The organism is Pseudomonas brassicacearum subsp. brassicacearum (genome assembly GCF_008801605.1).
GTDB classification, from domain to species: domain Bacteria; phylum Pseudomonadota; class Gammaproteobacteria; order Pseudomonadales; family Pseudomonadaceae; genus Aquipseudomonas; species Aquipseudomonas brassicacearum.
In genome coordinates this window covers 121,523-141,451 of sequence record NZ_VZPJ01000015.1, presented here as the reverse complement: position 1 = coordinate 141,451, position 19,929 = coordinate 121,523, and the positions used below count along the sequence as shown (strand labels likewise).

The 19,929-nt window shown below is 62.5% G+C and carries 13 protein-coding genes; 6 read left to right on the top strand and 7 right to left on the bottom strand.

The annotated features are described in order from the left end of the window. Positions 1-53: 53 nt before the first annotated feature. From F7R20_RS26530 to F7R20_RS26520, 3 genes are read left to right on the top strand one after another with little or no spacing between them, the layout of a single operon-like run. Positions 54-1,298 carry an exonuclease SbcCD subunit D C-terminal domain-containing protein gene (locus F7R20_RS26530; protein WP_003202667.1) on the top strand — a complete coding sequence of 415 codons (1,245 nt, stop codon included), beginning with the start codon at positions 54-56 and terminating at the stop codon, positions 1,296-1,298. Continuing rightward, entirely contained in the window at positions 1,295-4,936 is a 3,642-nt protein-coding gene (locus tag F7R20_RS26525) for an AAA family ATPase (protein ID WP_003202668.1), read from the top strand. The genes F7R20_RS26530 and F7R20_RS26525 overlap by 4 nt, the downstream gene beginning before the upstream one ends. Beyond that, positions 4,933-5,535: a glutathione S-transferase gene (locus F7R20_RS26520; RefSeq protein WP_003202670.1), complete on the top strand. Its 603-nt coding sequence runs from the start codon at positions 4,933-4,935 to the stop codon at positions 5,533-5,535. The genes F7R20_RS26525 and F7R20_RS26520 overlap by 4 nt, the downstream gene beginning before the upstream one ends. Positions 5,536-5,678: 143 nt before the next feature. On the opposite strand, the gene F7R20_RS32115 is transcribed toward F7R20_RS26520, so the two are convergent. The 7 genes from F7R20_RS32115 to F7R20_RS26485 form a co-directional block, all read right to left on the bottom strand. Beyond that, the gene (locus F7R20_RS32115; RefSeq protein WP_003202672.1) at positions 5,679-5,804 is read right to left on the bottom strand and encodes a hypothetical protein; all 126 of its coding nucleotides are present in this window, start codon (positions 5,802-5,804) and stop codon (positions 5,679-5,681) included. A 175-nt stretch (positions 5,805-5,979) separates the two neighbouring features. Further along, complete coding sequence (locus F7R20_RS26510) at positions 5,980-6,159, bottom strand: hypothetical protein (protein ID WP_003202673.1); 180 nt, start codon at positions 6,157-6,159, stop codon at positions 5,980-5,982. 156 nt (positions 6,160-6,315) lie between these two features. Then, positions 6,316-7,491 (bottom strand): lactonase family protein, encoded by a 1,176-nt coding sequence (locus F7R20_RS26505; RefSeq protein ID WP_003202675.1) that lies wholly within the window; start codon positions 7,489-7,491, stop codon positions 6,316-6,318. Continuing rightward, on the bottom strand, positions 7,478-7,774 hold the full coding sequence (locus F7R20_RS26500; protein WP_043042412.1) for a DUF5629 family protein: 297 nt from the start codon (positions 7,772-7,774) through the stop codon (positions 7,478-7,480). The genes F7R20_RS26505 and F7R20_RS26500 overlap by 14 nt, the downstream gene beginning before the upstream one ends. Positions 7,775-8,012: 238 nt before the next feature. Next, positions 8,013-9,593: an aldehyde dehydrogenase (NADP(+)) gene (locus F7R20_RS26495; protein ID WP_003202679.1), complete on the bottom strand. Its 1,581-nt coding sequence runs from the start codon at positions 9,591-9,593 to the stop codon at positions 8,013-8,015. 12 nt (positions 9,594-9,605) lie between these two features. After that, positions 9,606-10,598, bottom strand: coding sequence for an AraD1 family protein (araD1, locus tag F7R20_RS26490; protein ID WP_003202681.1), 993 nt, complete (start codon positions 10,596-10,598; stop codon positions 9,606-9,608). Positions 10,599-10,736: 138 nt separating this feature from the next. Continuing rightward, the gene (locus tag F7R20_RS26485; RefSeq protein WP_003202683.1) at positions 10,737-12,059 is read right to left on the bottom strand and encodes an MFS transporter; all 1,323 of its coding nucleotides are present in this window, start codon (positions 12,057-12,059) and stop codon (positions 10,737-10,739) included. Between the two features lie 193 nt (positions 12,060-12,252). On the opposite strand from F7R20_RS26485, the gene F7R20_RS26480 reads away from it, so the two are divergent. From F7R20_RS26480 to F7R20_RS26470, 3 genes are all read left to right on the top strand, one after another. Further along, the gene (locus tag F7R20_RS26480) at positions 12,253-13,989 is read left to right on the top strand and encodes an IlvD/Edd family dehydratase (protein WP_003202685.1); all 1,737 of its coding nucleotides are present in this window, start codon (positions 12,253-12,255) and stop codon (positions 13,987-13,989) included. 257 nt (positions 13,990-14,246) lie between these two features. After that, the gene (locus F7R20_RS26475; RefSeq protein ID WP_003202686.1) at positions 14,247-14,966 is read left to right on the top strand and encodes a FadR/GntR family transcriptional regulator; all 720 of its coding nucleotides are present in this window, start codon (positions 14,247-14,249) and stop codon (positions 14,964-14,966) included. Positions 14,967-15,182: 216 nt separating this feature from the next. Continuing rightward, positions 15,183-19,883: a dermonecrotic toxin domain-containing protein gene (locus F7R20_RS26470; RefSeq protein ID WP_003202688.1), complete on the top strand. Its 4,701-nt coding sequence runs from the start codon at positions 15,183-15,185 to the stop codon at positions 19,881-19,883. Positions 19,884-19,929 lie beyond the last annotated feature (46 nt).

Sequence of the window (19,929 nt, the reverse complement as noted above, 5' to 3'; positions counted from 1 at the left end):
TTTTAGCCGCCCTCTTCTTCACCGCGGCCATCATCAGTTTCCTGGAGTTCACCTTGCGTCTGTTTCACACCTCCGACTGGCACCTGGGGCAAAACCTGCACGGCCAGGAACGCGATTTCGAACACGCCTGCTTCCTCGACTGGCTGCTGCGTCAACTGACCCACGAAAAGCCCGACGTATTGCTGATCGCTGGCGACATCTTCGACACCGTCAACCCGCCGGTCAAAGCCCAGGAGCGGCTGTACGATTTCATCGTCAGTGCCCATGAACAGAACGCCAACCTGACCATCGTGATGATCGCCGGCAACCACGACTCTGGCTCGCGGATCGAGCTGCCTGCGCCGCTGATGCGACGCCTGCGCACCCATGCCCTGGGTCGGGTGCTGTGGCTGGACGACGGTCAACTGGACGTCGAGCGCCTGTTGTTGCCGTTGCCCGATGCCAAAGGCAAGGTCAAGGCGTGGTGCCTGGCCCTGCCGTTCCTGCGCCCTGCCGAAGTCACCGGTGCGCAACTGGGCGACGACTACCTGCGAGGCATCGGCCAGGTGCATGAGTGGCTGATCGCCGCGGCCAACAACAAGCGCAAGAAAGGCCAGGCGCTGATCGCCATCAGTCATGCGCACATGGCCGGTGGTTCGGTGTCCGAGGATTCCGAGCGCAGCCTGATCATCGGCAACGCCGAGGCCCTGCCCGCCAGCCTGTTCGGCCCGAGCATCAGCTACGTCGCCCTCGGCCACTTGCACAAGCCGCAGAAGGTCAACGGTGAAGAGCGTATCCGCTACAGCGGTTCGCCGATCCCGCTGTCATTTTCGGAGATCGGCTATCAGCATCAGATCCTCGACATCACCCTGGACGGCGAAGCCCTGGTCAAGGTCGAGCCGCGCCTGATCCCGCGGGCCGTCAACCTGCAACGCCTGGGCCCGGCGCCACTGGCCGATCTCCTGGTGCAACTCAAGGACCTGCCCGACATCGACCTGCTGGCCGATGTCCAGCGCCAACCCTGGCTGGAAGTGCGGGTGCGCCTCGATGAGCCGCAGCCGGACCTGCGTCACCAGGTGGAGACCGCACTGCAAGGCAAGGCCGTACGCCTGGTGCGGATCGCCGCCGAGTATGCCGGCAACGGTGGCGCTGGCAGTGCCGATGATGGCAGCGCGCTGGTGGAGCTGGATCAACTCAGCCCGCAGGAGTTGTTCAGCCGCGCCTGGCAGGACACCTACGGCAACGAAGTGGACGAACAGACCCTCAAGGACTTTGCCGTGCTGTTGCAAGACGTGCAGATGGAGAGCGAGCAGCCATGAAGATCCTCGCGATCCGCCTCAAGAACCTGGCGTCCCTGGCCGGGCCGTTTGAAATCGATTTCACCGCCGAGCCCTTGGCCAGCGCCGGCCTGTTCGCCATTACCGGCCCCACGGGCGCCGGCAAGAGCACGCTGCTCGACGCCCTGTGCCTGGCGCTGTTCGGCGCCGTGCCGCGCCTCAATAACACCGGGCGTGACGCCAAGGTACCGGACGTCGATGGCGAGATTGCCACGGGCGATCCGCGCACGCTGTTGCGCCGAGGTACCGGCGATGGCTATGCCGAAGTGGATTTTCGCGGCATCGACGGACGCCGCTATCGGGCCCGCTGGGAAGCCAATCGCGCCCGGGAAAAAGCCGGCGGCAAGTTGCAAGCCAGCCGCCAGAGCCTGCGGGACCTGGACAACGATCAACTGCTGGCGAGCCAGAAAGGCGAATACAAGACCCAGCTCGAAGCGGCCCTGGGCCTGAACTTCGAACAGTTCACCCGGGCCGTGCTGCTGGCCCAGAGCGAGTTCAGCGCGTTCCTCAAGGCCGATGACAACGATCGCAGTGAACTGCTGGAAAAGCTCACCGACACCGCCCTGTATACCCGCCTCGGCCGCCGCGCCTTCGACAAGGCCAAGCAAGCCAAGGACAGCCACCGGCAGTTGCAGGACCAGGCCACCGGTGTCACGCCGCTGGCCCCCGAGGCCCGGGCCGAGCTGGACCAGCGTTTCAACGACGCCCAGCAACAACTCAAGGCCCAACAGGCGCAACTCAAGCAACTGGAGCAGCAGCACACCTGGCTGCGCGACCTGGGCCTGTTGCAGGATGAACACGCCAGCGCCGCCGAACAGCTGCAACAGGCCCAGGCCGATTGGAACGCCCTGGCCGACGAACGCCTGAAACTGGTTCGCCTGGAGCAACTGGCGCCCCAGCGCCATCAGTTCATTCGCCAGGCCGAACTGAGCCGACAGCTCGCCCCCTTGGCCGTGCAGATCCAGCAGCTTACCCAGCAGCAGCTCAATCTCCATGACCAGCAGGCCGAACTGGAAAAAAGCCTGGGCGCCGCGCAACTGGCGCTGGCTGCGGCCCGGCAACACAGCAGCGACAGCGCGCCGTTGCTGCGCCAGGCCTTTGAAGAGCAAAGTACCCTGGCCCGCCTCGCCAGGGACGCCAGCCAGGGCGCCGAGCGCCAGGAACAGGCACAGCAGGCCTGCACCGAAGGCCAGCGCACCATCGACACCTTGCTCGAACAGCAAAGGCAGGTGGCCGAGCGCTTGCAGCGCATCGCCGGCACGTTGGAACAAAGCACGCACCTGACCCCGCTCAGCGATGCCTGGAACGCCTATCGCGATCGCCTCCAACAACTGATGCTGATCGGCAATCGCCTGAACCAGGGCCAGGCCGAACTCGCCACACTGGAACAAGGCGCCGCCCGCGCCGCCGAGGAACTCGCCACCCACCGGCAAGACCTCGAAGTGCTCTACAAGGAAGCCGGCGCCGAGCCGGAGGCAGTGGCCGAACAGATCCAGTTGCTTGGCAATCTGCTGCAAGACAACCGCAAGCAATTGCGTGCTTTTGAAGACCTGACCCGGCTGTGGGCCAGTCAGCAAGAGCTGGACAAACGCGGCGCCGAACTTGAACAACGCCAGCAACGGGCGTTGCAGGAACGTGACCGGCTGGTGCGTGAAGGCGGCGAAGCCAAGGCCGAACTGACCATTGCCGAACAGACCCTGACCGTCACCCGTGAACTGCTGGAGCGCCAGCGCCTGGCCCGCAGCGAAAGCGTCGAGCAACTGCGCGCACAGTTGCAGGATGAACAGCCCTGCCCCGTGTGTGGCAGCATCGAGCATCCTTATCATCAGCCCGAAGCCCTGCTGGAAAACCTCGGGCGCTTTGATGAAACCGAAGAAGCCAACGCCCGCAAGGCCGTCGACCTGCTCAATGAAAAAGTCATCGACCTGCGGGCGCAATACAGCGGGGTCATCGCCCAGCTCAAGGAACTCAAACAGCAGCAGGAACAGCTCGCCAGCCAGCAACAGAGCCTGGCACCCAGCCTTGAAGCCCACCCGTTGTCGGCGCAACTGCTGGCCCAGGAGACAAACAAGCGCGACGCCTGGCTGACCCAGCAGAACAGCCAACTGAACCTGCGCATCAGCCAGGACGAACAACGGCAAACCGCCCTGCTGACCCTGCAGCAGGACGCCGCGCGCATGACGCAGCGGCTGCGTGAAGCCGAGGCAGCCAGCCAACAGGCCTCACAGCACCTGGGCAACCAGCAGCAGGAGCTGGCCCGCGACCGCCAGCGCCTGGACGAGGAACTGAGCCACTTCAGCGCCCTGCTACCCGCTGACACCCTGCAGGCCTTGCGCAGCGAACCCGCCGCAACCTTCTTGCAGCTCGACCAGCAGATCGCCCAGCGCCTGGAGCAACTGGAACAGCAGCGCGACGAACTGGGCGAACAGCTCCAGCGCCAGCAGACCCTGGAGAAAGAACAGGACCGCCAGCAGACCCGCCTCCAGCAACTGGAAGCGGCCCGCCTGCAATTCAGCGCCCTGAGCGAGCAACAACAGGCCTGCCAGGAGAAACTCACGCGATTGCTCGGCGAGCACACCAGCGCCGAACAGTGGCAGCAACAACTCGACCAGCGCCTGGAACAGACGCGGGATGCCGAGGCGACGGCCAATCAGCAGTTGCAGCAATTGCGCAACGATCTGGTGCAACTGGCCGCCGAACTCAAGGCCCGACAGGAACAGGCGCAATCCCTGGACCACGAACGCCAGGCGCTGGCCGCCGGTATCGCGCAATGGCGCACCACCCATCCGGAACTGGACGATGCCGCCCTCGAGGCCCTGCTCGGCCTGGACGAGCAACACGTCAGCCAGTTGCGCCAGCGCTTGCTCAACGGCGAAAAAGCCATCGAACAAGCCAGAGTCCTGCTCACCGAACGCGAGCAGCGCCTGCAAAACCACCAGGCCCAACACAATGGCAACCTGGCGCCTGAGCAACTCGCCCAGGCTCTCACCGAACTGCAAGGCCAATTCGCCGTAAGCGAACAGCACTGCGCCGAACTGCGCGCCGAACAGGCCGAAGACCAGCGCCGGCAGAACGCCAACCAGGCCCTGGCCCAGCAGATCGAACAGGCCTACAACGAGTACCAGCGCTGGGCGCGCCTCGATGCCCTGATCGGTTCGGCCACCGGCGACCGTTTCCGCAAGCTGGCTCAGGCCTACAACCTCGACTTGCTAGTGCACCACGCCAATGCCCAACTGCGGCAACTGGTGCGCCGCTACCGGCTCAAGCGCGGCGGCAGCATGCTCGGGCTGCTGGTGATGGACACGGAAATGGGCGATGAACTGCGCTCGGTGCATTCGTTGTCCGGCGGCGAAACCTTCCTGGTCTCCCTCGCCTTGGCATTGGGCCTGGCCTCGATGGCGTCCAGCACACTGAAGATCGAATCGCTGTTCATCGACGAAGGCTTCGGCAGCCTCGACCCCGAATCGCTGCAACTGGCGATGGACGCCCTCGACGGCCTCCAGGCCCAGGGCCGCAAGGTCGCGGTGATCTCCCACGTGCAGGAAATGCACGAGCGGATCCCGGTGCAGATCCAGGTGCGTCGCCAGGGCAACGGCTTGAGCACAGTGGAGGTGAAATGAGCCACGCCACGCTCTATTCCTTCCGTCGCTGTCCCTACGCCATGCGGGCGCGCATGGCCTTGCGCTACAGCGCGGTCGCACTGGATATTGTCGAAGTCAGTCTGAAGGCCAAGCCAGCCGAGATGCTCGCGCTTTCAAGCAAAGGCACGGTGCCGGTGCTGCAGGTCGATGGCTGGGTGATCGATGAAAGCCTGGAGATCATGAACTGGGCCTTGGCCCGGCACGATCCGCAAGACTGGAGGCTACGGGACGACCCCGAAGGCCAGGCGCTGACAGCGGCGTTGATCGAGGAAAACGACCAGGTATTCAAGCTGCACTTGAATCGCTACAAATACCCCGAGCGCCATCCCGAGTACCCGAAGGAACATTACCGTAGCGAGGGTGAAAGCTTTCTGCGCAGGCTGGAGACCTTGCTTGAGACCCGGACGTTTCTGGCGGCGCATCACCCGAGCCTGGCCGACGTGGCAGTGATGCCCTTCATACGGCAGTTCGCCCACGTCGACCGCGACTGGTTTGCCCAGGCGCCCTACCCTCGGCTACAAGACTGGTTGCAGAGGTTCCTGGATTGCGAGCTGTTCGTGGCGATCATGGCCAAGTAACCGCTTGCACCCAGCCCTGTGGCGAGGGAATTTCTGTGGGAGCAAGGCTTGCCCGCGATGAAGGCGATGCGGTCCTTCAGAAATCGAGTCGCCTGTATCGCGGGCAAGCCTTGCTCCCACACAATCTCTATAACCAGATCCAATCAGTCGCTAAGCAAGCTCAACAATCGCTCACGCGCCGCTTCCAACTCGCCGGAATCTGGCTGGGCCGCGGAAACAATCGGAGTGGAATAGAGAAACAGCAGCATCACCGCCAGACGCATCGCCATGGTGTCGGTCCTTAATCGGCAAAGGAGTCAATTTATCAGCGTCAAATTTAAACACATGGCCAAGTGATATTACAGTGGCATTTCTCCAGAAACGGCGAAGCCTGCGATCTTTTCTCTTGCACCTGAGGGTCGGTGAAGATGAAAAGATCGCAGGCTTCGGTCGTTGCGCGATATTTCAGTGTTGGGTTTTGTGGTCCAACGCCGCATAGAAGTTAGCGCTTTGTTGCAGGTATTTCTCGGTGTAGCTCTGGGTGCGATTTTTCTTGTCGCTGATTTCGACGCTGGCACTGGCGGGCAGCGCCACGGTGGCAGAGATGGCGGAAGCGGCGATCACGGAGAAGAGATTCAGATTCATGGCGGTAGACCTCGGATTCAGTTGGCTGACTTGCCCGGTTGGGCCGTGAAGCAAACTTACGCGCCGAGGCGTCCTGCGTTGAAATGCTTTACATCACTTGCGAATATCAGTCTCGTTGATACAACGGCGCAGGCCCCGAAAAACGGGGCCTACGCCCTATTGACGGACGATGAACTTCAAATCGCTGGGCGCATCCATCGGCATTTTCTGCACGGTTTTACCCAGCAGGCCGGTCTTCGGATCGCGCTCGATCACCACGATCTGGTTGCTCTTCTGGTTGGCAATCAGCAGGAATTTCCCGCTCGGGTCGAGGCTGAACTCCCGTGGATGATCGCCTTCGACCGAGCGTCGCTGCAGCTCTTTGAGCGTGCCGGCGGCCGGGTCGATGGCGAACACCAGCACTTCGTTGGTGGTGCCACGGTTGCTGACGTAGAGGAACTTGCCATCCGCGGAAGCATGCAGCGCAGCCGCCGCCCTGCCCGGCTGCGGCTTGCCAGCCGCCAGGTCGACCAGTTGACGCTGGGTCAAGCGGCCATCCTGATAATCGAACACCGCCACTTGTGCGCTCATTTCCATGGTCAGCCAGGCGTGCTTGCCATCAGCACTGAACAACAGGTGACGCGGGCCGCTGCCGGGTGGCAACTGCACGAAGGCTGGATCGGCGGCGGCCAATGGCAGCTCTGGATTGGCCTTGGGGTCGTAGCGGTAGATGAACACCTTGTCCGCCCCCAGGTCGTTGGCGAACACGTACTTGCCATCGGGCGAGGACACTGCGGCGTGCACATGGGCCGACATCTGCCGCTCAGGGTTGACCTTGCTCGGCTGATGACTGCTCAACTGCACCACCGAAGCCAGCTTGCCATCGGCGCCTACCGGCAATACCGCCAGGGTGCCGCCCGGGTCTTCCACCACCGAGTAGTTACTGACCAGCAGATGACGGCCATCACCGCTGAGGCTGGAATGGGTCGGCTCGTTGCCCAGGGACTGCACCTGGTTGATCAGGCTCAGTGCATGGGTCTTCGGGTCAATGGCGTAGCTGCTGACCTTGCCCACCGGGTCTTTCTGGCCCGGCCCGTTTTCGTTGACCACGAACAGCCGGGTCATGTCCTTGGAAAGGGTCAGCCACGAAGGGTTTTCGGTCTTGATCACTTGCAACGGGTTGGCATCGAGCTGGCCGGTGCGGCTGTCGAATTGCATCCGGTAGATGCCCTGGCTCTGGCCGGCGGTGTAGGAGCCCACCAGCAGTTGATGGCGTTCATCGGTACCTGCCTGGACACCCATGGCGCCCATGCTACCGGCCATCAACAGCGGCCAGAGACTACGCATTTTCATCTTCTTCGTCCTCATCGTCGTGGCCGCTGGTGGCTTCCACGCACTCCAAGTGGTGGTCGCCCGAATCGCTGGTGATGATCCAGTGGTTCGTGGCTTTATCGAAGGTCGCCGCCTGCATCTGCGCTGGCGTGAAGCGCCAGTACTCGAGGGTGCGACCGTTCATGCACTCGACGTGCAATTGGTCCTGCTCGTCGAGGTAAAAATCGAATGCATGCAGCCCGTCTATGATCAGCATGTCGCATTTGTGAAGGGCATTGAGCAGGGTGTCAGTTACGGCAGTCATGGTGATCAGTCGGTCATTGGGAAAGTAGTCATGATAACCCAATGTGGGCTTGGGCCTTGGGCCATAAGGTTCGAAAACGGTGTCACCTGCAAAACCGCCATCGCGAGCAAGCTCGCTCCCACAGTTGGATTTTCAGCGAACACAAACTCTGTACTCACCAAAGCCCCCCTGTGGGAGCGAGCTTGCTCGCGATGAGGCCGGCACATTCAACTTGAATGTAACGGCCTCACCGCAACCGTCAGAGCGCCTCGCGCCCCGGCACGCCATCCACCAACCGCAGGATCCCCAGCGGGTTGGCGTTCTTCAGCGGCTCGGGCAACAGGCTGTCAGGATAGTTCTGGAAGCACACCGGACGCAGGAAACGATCGATCGCAAGGGTGCCCACCGACGTACCACGGGCATCGGACGTCGCCGGGTAAGGCCCGCCGTGCACCATCGAATCACACACCTCCACCCCGGTCGGATAACCGTTGAGCAGGATGCGGCCAACCTTCTGCTCCAGCAACGGAGTCAGTTCGCTGAACCGTTCGAAGTCCGCTGGCTCGCCGATCATCGTTGCCGTCAGCTGCCCGTGCAGGCCGTGCAGCGCGGCGCTCAGTTGCGCCTGGTCCGCGACTTCGACAAACACCGTAGTCGGGCCGAACACTTCTTCCTGCAGCGCTTCGTCACCGTTGATCAGCAGGCTGGCGTCAGCCTTGAACAACTGCGGCTGGGCCTGGTTGCCCTGCTGCTCGCGCCCGGCCAAATGCTCGATGCCCGGGTGAGCCAGCAACTTCTGCAGGCCCTTGCCGTAGCTTTGCAGCGTGCCGGCGTTGAGCATGGTCTGGGGCGCCTGGTCGCCGATCAACGCCGCCACTTGCTGGGTGAAGGCGGTGAACTGCGGCGAACGAATACCGATCACCAGGCCAGGGTTGGTGCAGAACTGACCGCAGCCCTGCACCACCGAGGCGGTCAGGTCGCGGGCGACGCTCTCGGCACGGGTTTCCAGCGCTTGTGGCAACACGATCACCGGGTTGATGCTCGACATTTCGGCAAACACCGGGATCGGCTGCGGCCGTGCGGCCGCCATGTCGCACAGGGCACGCCCGCCCTTGAGGGAACCGGTGAAACCCACGGCCTGGATCGCCGGATGCTTGACCAGCCATTCGCCAACGCCACCGCCGTAGATCATGTTGAACACACCCGCCGGCATCGCGGTCTTTTCAGCCGCGCGGATGATCGCATCGGCCACGTGCTCGGCGGTCGCCATGTGGCCACTGTGGGCCTTGAACACCACCGGGCAACCGGCCGCCAGGGCTGACGCCGTGTCGCCACCGGCGGTGGAGAATGCCAAGGGGAAGTTACTGGCGCCGAACACCGCCACTGGCCCGAGACCAATGCGATATTGGCGCAGGTCCGGACGGGGCAACGGCGTGCGCTCAGGCAACGCCCGGTCGATGCGTGCACCGTAGAAATCGCCACGACGCAGGACCTTGGCGAACAGACGCATCTGGCCGCTGGTACGACCGCGCTCGCCCTGGATCCGTGCCGCCGGCAGCGCGGTTTCACGGCAGACCACGGCCACGAACGCATCGCCCAAGGCGTCCAGCTCATCGGCAATGGCCTCGAGGAACTCGGCCCGGCGCACCGCACTCAGGCTGCGGTAGGCTGGATAAGCCGCCGCCGCGGCCTTGGCGGCGGCGTCGACTTCTTCTGCCGTGGCCTGGACGAAGTCATGGGGCAAGGCCTCGCCGGTGCTGGCGTCGACGCTCTGCAGGCGAGTCTGGCCGGCTGCGCTGCGCGCCCCGCCGATGTAGTTGTGGCCAAGGATCTGGTTCATCGCAAGTCTCCTTTAAAGTGTGCCGATAGTACCCGGGTTGAACACCGCGTCCACCGGGGCAATACCGTTGACCAGCGGCGCGCCGAATTCAGCCTGGCTGATTTCGAACACATCCCCCGGCTGCGTGCGGATGCCATCGGCGAACGACAGGGTCGCGGTGCCGAAGAAGTGAACGTGGACATCCCCCGGGCGCAGGAACTGACTGTACTTGAAATGGTGGAATTCCAGGTTTTCGAGGCTGTGGCACATGTTCGCCTCGCCGCTGAGGAATTCGTTCTGCCACAGCACTTCGCCGTTGCGCAGGATACGACTGGTCCCGGACAGATGTTGAGGCAGTTCACCCACGCGAAGTTCCGGGCCAAAACTGCAACTGCGCAATTTCGAATGGGCCAGGTACAGGTAATTCTTGCGCTCCATCACGTGGTCGGAAAACTCGTTGCCCACGGCAAAGCCCAGGCGATAGGGCTTGCCGTCGTGGCCGATGACATACAGGCCGCTGATTTCCGGCTCCTCGCCAGCGTCTTCGGCAAAGGGCGGCAACGGGAACGGATGACCCGGACGGACAACGATGCTGCCGTCGCCCTTGTAGAACCATTCCGGCTGCACGCCAGCCTGCCCGGCCTGGGGCTTGCCGCCCTCCACGCCCCACTTGAAGATGCGCATGGTGTCGGTCATGGCCGCTTCGTCGCCAGCCTGCTGGTGCATCTTGTCCCGGGCCGAGGCGCTGCCCAGGTGGGTCAGGCCGGTGCCGCTGACCAACAGGTGCGCCGGGTCCGGGTGGTCCAGTGGCGGCAGGATGCGCAGGTCACTGAGCAACCGGGCGTAGTCATGGCTCGCCCCCAGGCCCAGGCTATTGACCTGCTGCTCAAGCTTCACGCCCGCTTCGATAGCCGCCAGCGCCAGGTCACGCACGGTGCGAGCGCCCTGCACTTCGCGCACCTGATCGCCCTCGACCACACCGACGCGGCGTTCGCCGTTATTCAATTCGAACTGAACTAAACGCATATCTTTCTCCTTGTAAGCAAAACTTGAATTCGGTGCGTCCCTTGTGGGAGCGAGTTTGCTCGCGATAGCAGTCTTACATTTACCCCAGATGTCGACTGTCAGATCGTCATCGCGAGCAAGCTCGCTCCCACAGTGACCTCAGGTACGCGTCGCCCCACGGGCGCTGGCGGCGAACTGATCCGCCGGCAGCACATGCTTGCGCTCCAGCAGGCGATAGACCACGCCGGTCAACACCAGGCCGAACACCATCACACACGACAGGAAATACAGCCCCGAGGCCAGGTTGCCGGTGTACTCCTTCAGCGCACCGATCACGAACGGGCCGATGTAGCCGCCCAGGTTGCCCACCGAGTTGATCAACGCAATACCCGCCGCCGCACTGGCGCCGGCAAAGAAACGCCCCGGCAAGGTCCAGAACACCGCCGTGCAGGAAAATAGCGCGAACGCCACCAGGCACAGCGCCGCCAATTGCAACACCGGCACCGACAACCAGGCGCTGAGGAACAGGCCGATGGCGCCCAGCACGTACAACACGGCCAGGTGACCGTAGCGGTCGTTCAAGCGGTCGGAGCTGCGGGGAATGATCAGCAAACCGATGATGCCGAAGATGTATGGCACCGACGATACGAAGCCAGTCACCAGGTCACTGCCGCCGAACTGCTTGATCAGCGTCGGCAACCACAGGCCCAGGCCGTAGATGCTCAAGGTCACCGGCAGGTAGAACAGCGCCAGCAGCAGGACACGCTTGTCCTTCAGGGCATGTAGCGGATTGCCGTGGCGGGTCTGGCCGTATTCCTGCAGGTCTTTTTTCAGTTCACCGGTCAGCCAGTCCTTCTCGGCCTGGTCCATCCATTTCACTTGTTGCGGGCCGTCCGGCAAGTAACGCAGCACCGGCCAGGTCAACAGTACCGCTGGCAGGCCGATGACCATGAACAGCCACTGCCAGCCGTGCAGGCCAAGGATGCCATCCATGCCCAGCAGGCCACCGGACACGGGGCCGGTGATCATCATCGCGATGGGTTGGGAAAGAATGAACAGGCCGAGGATCTTGCCGCGATGGCGCACCGGGAACCACTGGGTGATGTAGTACAGCACGCCCGGGAAGAACCCGGCTTCGGCCGCACCGAGCAAAAAGCGCATCACATAGAAGCTATGCGGACCTTGTACGAACGCCATGCCGATGGTGATGGCGCCCCAGGTGATCATGATCCGCGCGAACCAGCGCCGGGCACCGAAGCGCTCCAGCATCAGGTTGCTGGGGATCTCCAGCAGGAAATAACCGATGAAAAACAGCCCAGCACCCAGGCCGTAGGCGGCGTCGCCGATACCGAGGTCGGCGCCCATGTGCAGCTTGGCAAAGCCCACCGCAGAGCGGTCCACGTAGGCGATCAGGTACAGCAGGATCAGGAAGGGAATCAGTTTCAGCGTGATGCGACGTATAAGCCGCAATTCCTGGCTCATGGGACCGGTCTCCGATTGTTGTTGTTATGGAACCTCGGGGGATTTCTCTCGCGAATGACCGCCAGGACAATCCCTCCATTGAATCGGACTATATAGTAATACTATTTACCCAACAACACTTCCAAACCGCACAAATTGCGCTTATGTTACGCTTCAGCTAGAACAATATAGTCATACAATAAGAGAATCGATCATGTCTGATAAGAAACCCTCCCTGCGCTCGGCCCAATGGTTTGGCACCGCCGACAAGAACGGCTTCATGTACCGCAGCTGGATGAAAAATCAGGGCATCGCCGACCATCAGTTCCACGGCAAGCCGATCATCGGCATCTGCAACACCTGGTCGGAGCTGACGCCGTGCAACGCGCACTTCCGGCAAATCGCCGAACACGTCAAGCGCGGAGTGATCGAGGCCGGGGGCTTCCCGGTGGAATTCCCGGTGTTCTCCAACGGCGAATCGAACCTGCGCCCCACCGCCATGCTGACCCGCAACCTGGCGAGCATGGACGTAGAAGAGGCGATTCGCGGCAACCCGATTGACGGCGTGGTGCTGCTCACCGGTTGCGACAAGACCACCCCCGCCCTGCTGATGGGCGCCGCCAGTTGTGACGTACCGGCCATCGTCGTTACCGGCGGGCCGATGCTCAACGGCAAGCACAAAGGCCAGGACATCGGCTCCGGCACCGTGGTCTGGCAATTGAGCGAACAGGTCAAGGCCGGCACCATCACCATTGACGATTTCCTCGCGGCCGAGGGTGGCATGTCCCGCTCGGCCGGCACCTGCAACACCATGGGCACCGCCTCGACCATGGCCTGCATGGCCGAAGCCCTCGGCACTTCCCTGCCGCACAACGCGGCGATTCCGGCCGTGGACGCACGGCGCTATGTGCTGGCCCATATGTCCGGCATGCGCGCCGTGGAAATGGTCCGTGAAGACCTGAAACTGTCGAAGATCCTGACCAAGGAAGCGTTCGAAAACGCCATCCGCGTCAATGCGGCCATCGGCGGTTCGACCAACGCGGTGATCCACCTCAAGGCCATTGCCGGTCGCATCGGCGTGCAGCTGGACCTGGACGACTGGACCCGCATCGGTCGCGGCATGCCGACCATCGTCGACCTGCAGCCGTCCGGGCGCTTCCTGATGGAAGAGTTCTACTACGCCGGTGGCCTGCCCGCCGTGCTGCGTCGCCTCGGCGAAGCCAACCTGATTCCCCATCCGAACGCCTTGACCGTCAACGGCAAGAGCCTCGGCGAGAACACCAAGGACGCACCGATCTACGGCCAGGACGAAGTCATTCGCACCCTGGACAACCCGATCCGCGCCGACGGCGGTATCTGCGTGCTGCGCGGCAATCTGGCGCCACTGGGTGCGGTGCTCAAGCCGTCCGCCGCCACCGCCGAACTGATGCAGCATCGCGGTCGCGCGGTGGTGTTCGAGAATTTCGACGAGTACAAGGCACGGATCAACGACCCGGAACTGGACGTGGACGCCAACTCGATCCTGGTGATGAAAAACTGCGGGCCGAAGGGTTATCCGGGCATGGCCGAAGTGGGCAACATGGGCTTGCCGGCCAAGCTACTGGCCCAGGGCGTGACGGACATGGTGCGGATTTCCGACGCCCGCATGAGCGGCACCGCCTACGGCACCGTGGTCCTGCACGTGGCACCGGAAGCCGCCGCCGGCGGACCTCTGGCGGCGGTGAAGGAAGGCGACTGGATCGAACTCGATTGCGCCAGCGGCCGCCTGCACCTGGACATCCCGGACGCCGAACTCGCGGCGCGCCTGGCCGACCTGCCGCCACCGCAGAACCTGTTGGTGGGCGGTTACCGGCAGTTGTACATCGACCACGTGCTGCAAGCGGACCAGGGCTGTGACTTCGACTTCCTGGTCGGCTGCCGCGGCGCCGAGGTGCCACGCCACTCCCACTGACCCCACCCATCCCCTTGTGGAAGCAAGCCTCTGTGGGAGCAAGCTTTTTGTGGGAGCTGAGCTTGCTCGCGATGAGGCCCTTCCAGTCAACATCTCTGTTGTCTGTGACACCGCTATCGCGAGCAAGCTCAGTTCCCACAAAAAGCTCGCTCCCACAATGGGTCTGTATCCAAATCAAAAATCGCATTAGCGACCCGCCATCGCCGCGCCTGCTATCATGCGCAGCACTCCCCTCGCACAGGATCGCGCCGCATCCCATGGATTACCGTAAACCCTCCGACCGCAAAAGCATGCACGCGCGCATCGTCCAGGAACTGGGCATGCAGATCGTTTCCGGGCGCTTCAAACCGGACGACAAACTGCCCGCTGAAGCCTTGCTGTGCGAAGAGTATGCGGTCAGCCGCCCGGTGCTGCGCGAAGCCACGCGAGTGCTGGTCGCCAAGGGCCTGGTGTATTCGCGCCCGCGCGTGGGCACGGTGGTCAAGGCTCGGCGGGAGTGGCACATGCTCGACCCGGATGTGCTGCATTGGCTGATGCAGAGCAGCCCGCAGAATGAATTCTTCAACCTGCTGACCAGCGTGCGCAGCATCATCGAACCGGCCGCCGCCGCCCTCGCCGCACAGTTCGCCAACGAGGACGACATCGCTTCCATCCGTGAGGCCTACCAGCGCATGGAAGCGGCCCCGACCCCCGAGGCCGTGCTGCAACCGGACCTGGACTTCCACAGCCGCATCGCCGACGCCACCCACAACGACCTGCTCGCCAATCTCTGCAACATGTTGTCAGTGGCCATCGCCGAGGCGCTCAAGCATTCCAACCAGCGGCCCAACCTGCATGAACTGGCGATGCCGCGACACAAGGCGATCCTCACCGCCATCGAGAACCGCGACGCCCTCGGTGCCCGCCATGCCACGCTGGTGCAACTGGACGATGCCCGCAGCGCGCTGAATGTGGTACTGGGCAACGATCCAGCCTGAGCCCCGCAGGAGCTGCCGAGTGCAACGAGGCTGCGATCTTTCCCCTGCCAATTGAATCCCAAGCGAACGGATCGCAGCCTACGGCAGCGACTACCAGGCCTGCCACAACGCGCGCTCAACCGGGCAGTAGCTATATACCGCACACCAGGAAAACAGGAGGTCGATACTTGACTCGTCGTCATCCCGACGGCCATGAGCTCAGGAAAAGGACTTCTTATGACCTCGCCCTCCCCGGCTGACAGCCCCTCTGCCCTTGCGCAAACCGTCAGCCAGTCATTCGCCGACCGCCCGACCTTCGAGCAAGTCGCGCAACAAATGCTCCAACAGGCCATCAAGGCCAGATACCCCTCGCTGACCATCGATCTCGCCAAGACCCAATTGGCCACACCAAATGCGATCACCCGTGGCTGGCACTTTCAACCGTTCATGCCGCGGGTGCTCGAATACCTGGCCCTCGGCACCTCCGTGGATTTCAGCCCCCGGGGAAATCTTGATTGCTACCTCTCCGACACGCCGCCGCAGCGCCTTTGGCCACGGGATGAAAAGCTCGACATGCAGGTCATCGAAAAACTGCTGCTTGAACTGCCCTCGACCGCTCCAATCGGGCTGGAAGACGCACTGACCCGTTATTGGAACGCTGACATCGGCCCCCGCCCGCAAACCGATGCCCCTGTCCGCACCAGCCGCTGGCAATGGCTCAGCGACACACTCAAGAACATGCTGCATATCCGGGGGCTGCAACAGCCAGGACTGACCGAACCGGCACGCGAGACCCTGGCCCAGATCGTCCGCTGGCCGGACCGCGAACAACGCTTTAGCCACAATGTCCCGCCCGTCTACGCCTACAGCCTGGAAAGCACTGTCACCCAAGGCACCTCCAGCAGCGTGCTGCCCAGCAACGAGATCCTGCTGCTCCATTACACTCGCTACGGCCTCGTCATTGTGCTTTGCAGCCCCGGCAGCGCCGTGCAGTCCTTCGAGTCGATGGAAGCCTTCAACCAGTATTGGGGCGAACGGATCGCCAGTCGCTATGTCGTCGACACCGTGACCTGTCAACGCTACGAAATCGACGGGCATGCCTTCGACACCCAGGCCGCCATGATCTTGGAGCAACAACTGGCCGATGTGCAGGCGGTACAGTTGCCCTCCCGAATCGGCCTGCCAGACCTCAAGACGCTCTACAGCGAGCTGAGCGATCCCGCTCGCTATCTGCACGACGCGCCGCGCCTCACGCCTGAAACATCGGCACGACTCGGGCCGTTGCTGCCCGAATGGCTGAAAAAAGCCTCCGTCGTCGATCGAGCAACGTTCCAGCGATGCAGCCTGGCACTGGCCAGCCTCAAGCAACGCACTCAAGGACGTCCCGCACTCAGCGACATCAAGGCTTTTACCTCGGACGCATTGCTCACGCAGATGGGCAAGACTAACGACAGCAGCCCGGCCAAGGTGCAACCCAGTCACTACCAACCCGACGATGTGGTACTGACGTTCACCGTCTCGGCGGGATACCCCGGGACCGTTGGCATCCGCGCGAAAAGAACGATGAGCCTGACGCAACTGGCCATCGACAACCTCGTCGCACGCCCCAGTGGCAACCTGCAACTCAGTCATCGCCGGGGTCTGGCCTTGCCTGCCTGGTTGACGCCGGACTTCATTACCCGAAGGGGCGGGCTGATCGAACAGGTCGACATCGGCACGGTTTATCCGCGCTACCTGCAACAAGCCCTATTGAGCGACTCGCCTCAAGCGCAGGCATTTCAACGGACGTTCGCCGAACAACTCCCGGCGCAGTTGCCGCTCGAGGCGCTGCAGCAAATGCTCGACAACAAAAACGGCATGACTCGCCAAGGACTGCATCTGATCGAGGCCCTGCTGCAACCCGATGCTGAGGACCGACAGGTTGACGGTCGCCCCGTGGTCATTCGACACCTGGCCTTCCTGCGCAAGCCCCAGGCCCGGCCCGACCTCGTGAGCAACATGTTCATCGTCGAGGCGCAGGACGCCAGAACGGGCCCGCACCTGTTGTATCGCCCCCTGTACGCGCCCGTGCTGTTGGAGTTTGCGACGCGCCAGGCACTGTTGCAGTCCGTCGTGAGCGCCGCAGACTTGCAGAACAGCGTCCTGACCTGGATGTCCGACGACGCACGCCCGGTGTATGCCAATGGCGGCTTCCTCGAACCGCACATCGTGCGTTTCTTCGAGGGTGACGAGTTCAGCGTTCCCGAAAAGCCCGTTCCGGCAACGCTCGCCGTCGACGCCGGCAACGATGAACTGCTGCAATACCTGCGCAACGGCAAATTGATGCAGTACCTCTACGGCTGCAACGCCCGAGCCCTGGTCACCCAGGCCGACCGCAACTCTGTCTCCAACAGCGAAAGCCGCTGGGCGGTGTTACTCAAGGGCGGCAGCCTGCTGTTCAATACACTGCTGTTTCCGTTGCTGCGCGGCCCGGCCATGGCCACCGTCTGGCTATGGAGCCTGATGGCCAGCGCCAGTCAAGATATCCCGGCCCTGAGCAGTGACGATCCGGCAACGCGGGAGCTGGCCACCGTCGATTTGCTGGTCAACCTGGCCATGCTGGTGAGCCATTTTCCCGCCGTCCGTGCACCGGTTCGCGCAGTCACGCCCGCATCGATCAAGGACCAAGCGATGCGCGCCCCCGCGCCACGTGTCGTTGCACAGCAGTGGCCCGAACCGACCTCGCCGAGCGTTCTGGAAGGATCCGTCGCCTTGCCTGGCGAACAACCCAGCAGGTCGCTGGACTTCAGTTTCAGCAGCCCTCGCCGTCACCTGACGCAGGAACAACGCACCCGCATACGACGCATGCAGGTGGCGCGTCCGACTGCCTTGCCTGAGCCGATTGGAAATGGCCCGTTCAAGGGCTTGTACGTGATCGCCAACAAATGGCACGCGTTGCTGCAAGACGGGCTGTACCCGGTCAACCCGGACCCGGACGGCAGCACCACGATTGTCGACCCGCTCGACCCGACACAGACCGGACCTGCGCTGCAATCGGACCTGGACGGCAACTGGTCCCTTGACCTGCGCTTGCGCCTGCGCGGCGGTGCGCCGCCCAAGCGCCTGGCTGACCAGCGTCGCCTCAATGCCCACAAAGCCATCGAGCTGAGCGCTGAAATGAACAATTACCTCGCCCAGGAGAACGAACGACAACGATCCCTGGACATTGCCCAACAAGTGATGACCCGGCTCGAGGAAGGAAACGCCTATACCGAGGAACAGCGCGCGCCAAAACGAAAAGTGTTTTATGACCTGCTCAACGAGCAGACCGACATCTATTTGAAACTGCTGGACAGTGCGCCCGAGCGCGCAAGACTGGGCATTGGCTTGCCCTCTGGAAGCGTCCGCGGGCTGATGGAGAATGTGGTCAACAATGCCCGCAAGGCCTTCCTGGTCGTCGAGATGGATCAACGGGCCCTGAATGCCGCTCACCCGCAGTTTTCCGGAACGTTTGTGGAAGAAGCCGTGGTTCGCGACATGCAGGGCTACGTGATGTTCCTTGAAGCCATGAGCGACATCAATGATCGCGCCATCCATTGGCTGCAACTCAAGGATGAGTACCTGGAGAAGCTATTGAACCTGGATTCCGTGGGAGCCCAGGCATTCGAACGCCTGACCCGCGGCCGTCCGCAGAATGAACGGAATGTCATAGGCACCAAGGCCCTGCAATTGGCCGCCCTGCCGATGCTGGCCATCAAACACCCCGAAACCAGCTTGCCCGATAGCCTGTATCGCATCGTCAGGCCATTGGCCGAGCAGGTGCGCTCCCACGCTGACCTGCAACTGTACGACCTGACCGCCTCTGAGCAGCTTGAGGTACTGACCAGCCTGACCGAGCATTATGGCGAGGCCCTCGACGCGTTGCAGGGCATGAAGGCGCTTTATGTCGACGATATCAACGAGTCCTATTTCGACAGGCTGGCCACGCTGCTTGACAGCCTGTACCAGGACGCTTCCGGAAGACTGGCGGCAGAAGTCAAACCCGAACCGACACCGCGCAAGCGTGCGCCCAAACGCCCGAAGACGCACTCCGGGCGCCTTCAGAAAAAGGTGATAAAGACCCGCAGGAGTGGCGTTCTGATTGGTGACCTGAAACCTGCCGGCACCTCCTTGCCGATTGAAGTCGTCGAGTTGCGCTCCGAAGTCGACAATCAGGTGCTTGCCACCTATTCGCGTCACGACGACGTATGGGACGTTGTCGACGTACACCGACCGGTTCCAGCCCCCAGGACCCGATCGATCAACGCGATCAACGGCGATGCGCGAACACTGCTGGAGGAACTGGAGAAACGTCTCCGCCGCGCTGAAAGCTATAAAAAGCGTTGCCGTCATCCTCAGGAAATCGAGGAGATCATGAACAATGAGGCAAGTCGCTTCCGCACGCTTTCTGAAGAACTCGACAGGGCCTTCGTCGCCTCACAAACGCCACGCACAGCGGCTGATCAAGCGCTGGGTAGACAGTTGGCCGAGGCCATCTCCAGACTGACGTCCAGGGGCAGCGCCCTGCGTGTCCAACTGAGCCTGCACCTGCCGCCCACCGACGGCAACCTCCAGTACCTGTTCGAAAAAGACCTGGTTCAAGTTGCACGACTGGGTGAACGCAAGGCCTTGAAAGGAGCCCGCCAGGATTTCCTCCAGGAATATGCCATCAACAACCGGGACGGCTTCCCCCTTTGGTATGCGCATTTTCACTACGAAAAAATCGATACGCCGAAAGCCGACTACAGCGTCGCGCACCTGAAAACCAAGGCACAACGCAGGGAAGACTATCACTCGCTGCTCGCCAAGGCTGATAGCCCCTACGCGGTGGTGAATGTGCATCGAGGGAAAATCGGCAAGCTCATGGCACAGAGCAAGTTCTTGCCGTTGGCGCCTGATGACAGCGATGCATCAGGCTGACCTCGCCACCGAGGCTGTAAAAACCTGTGGGAGCGAGCTTGCTCGC

What these genes read in the sequence shown, in the direction of transcription:
- F7R20_RS26525 (WP_003202668.1), top strand. Translation starts at nt 1,295, where the DNA reads ATGAAGATCCTCGCGATCCGCCTCAAGAACCTGGCGTCCCTGGCCGGG.
- F7R20_RS26510 (WP_003202673.1), bottom strand. Translation starts at nt 6,159, where the DNA reads ATGAATCTGAATCTCTTCTCCGTGATCGCCGCTTCCGCCATCTCTGCC.
- F7R20_RS26485 (WP_003202683.1), bottom strand. Translation starts at nt 12,059, where the DNA reads ATGAGCCAGGAATTGCGGCTTATACGTCGCATCACGCTGAAACTGATT.
- F7R20_RS26500 (WP_043042412.1), bottom strand. Translation starts at nt 7,774, where the DNA reads ATGACTGCCGTAACTGACACCCTGCTCAATGCCCTTCACAAATGCGAC.
- F7R20_RS26480 (WP_003202685.1), top strand. Translation starts at nt 12,253, where the DNA reads ATGTCTGATAAGAAACCCTCCCTGCGCTCGGCCCAATGGTTTGGCACC.
- F7R20_RS26495 (WP_003202679.1), bottom strand. Translation starts at nt 9,593, where the DNA reads ATGAACCAGATCCTTGGCCACAACTACATCGGCGGGGCGCGCAGCGCA.
- F7R20_RS26470 (WP_003202688.1), top strand. Translation starts at nt 15,183, where the DNA reads ATGACCTCGCCCTCCCCGGCTGACAGCCCCTCTGCCCTTGCGCAAACC.
- F7R20_RS32115 (WP_003202672.1), bottom strand. Translation starts at nt 5,804, where the DNA reads ATGGCGATGCGTCTGGCGGTGATGCTGCTGTTTCTCTATTCCACTCCG.
- araD1 (WP_003202681.1), bottom strand. Translation starts at nt 10,598, where the DNA reads ATGCGTTTAGTTCAGTTCGAATTGAATAACGGCGAACGCCGCGTCGGT.
- F7R20_RS26475 (WP_003202686.1), top strand. Translation starts at nt 14,247, where the DNA reads ATGGATTACCGTAAACCCTCCGACCGCAAAAGCATGCACGCGCGCATC.
- F7R20_RS26520 (WP_003202670.1), top strand. Translation starts at nt 4,933, where the DNA reads ATGAGCCACGCCACGCTCTATTCCTTCCGTCGCTGTCCCTACGCCATG.
- F7R20_RS26505 (WP_003202675.1), bottom strand. Translation starts at nt 7,491, where the DNA reads ATGAAAATGCGTAGTCTCTGGCCGCTGTTGATGGCCGGTAGCATGGGC.